Origin of the sequence: Xanthobacter tagetidis (genome assembly GCF_003667445.1) — a bacterium.
Classification (GTDB): domain Bacteria; phylum Pseudomonadota; class Alphaproteobacteria; order Rhizobiales; family Xanthobacteraceae; genus Xanthobacter; species Xanthobacter tagetidis.
Genome location: NZ_RCTF01000081.1, coordinates 1 through 521, shown reverse-complemented (window position 1 = coordinate 521; position 521 = coordinate 1). Strand labels below are relative to the sequence as shown.

Genomic DNA, 521 nt, shown 5'->3' with positions numbered 1-521 from the left:
CCATTGAGCCGGTTCTGCTCGATCCGCTTCCCCGCGTCGGTCTCGGGTCTGTTCTGACCCGCCGACCGCTCGCGCGCACTGCGGTCGAGCGCGGCCTCGTATCGCTGGCGCTCGGAATCGGCCTGCTCGGGCTGGGCGTCGGCGCGGTAGAGGGCGCGCACCACCTCGGCGATCGAGACGAGGTCGCCGGAATTGAGCTGGGCTTCGTATTCCTGCGCGCGGCGGCTCCACATGGTGCGCTTGATGCGGGCGCGGCCCTGCAGGGTCTCCAGCGACGTCTCGACGATGTTGGTCTCGGAAAGCTTGCGCATGCCGACGGTGGCGATCTTGGACAGGGGAACGCGCAGCGTCATCTTGTCCTTTTCAAACGAGATCACGAAAAGTTCGAGCTTGAAACCGGCGCCTTCCTGTTCTTCGATGGCCGTGATGCGGCCCACGCCGTGCGACGGGTAAACGATATGCTCGCCCGTCTTGAAACCGCGACGGGCCTGCGCGCTCTTCTTCGTCGACATGCTCTGTGC

General features: G+C 65.5%; 1 protein-coding gene. It reads right to left on the bottom strand.

The window, feature by feature from the left end; genetic code table 11:
* A partial coding sequence (locus D9R14_RS22755; protein ID WP_121625954.1) for a CarD family transcriptional regulator occupies positions 1–512 on the bottom strand: 512 nt, incomplete at its 3' end.
* Between the last annotated feature and the right edge of the window lie 9 nt (positions 513–521).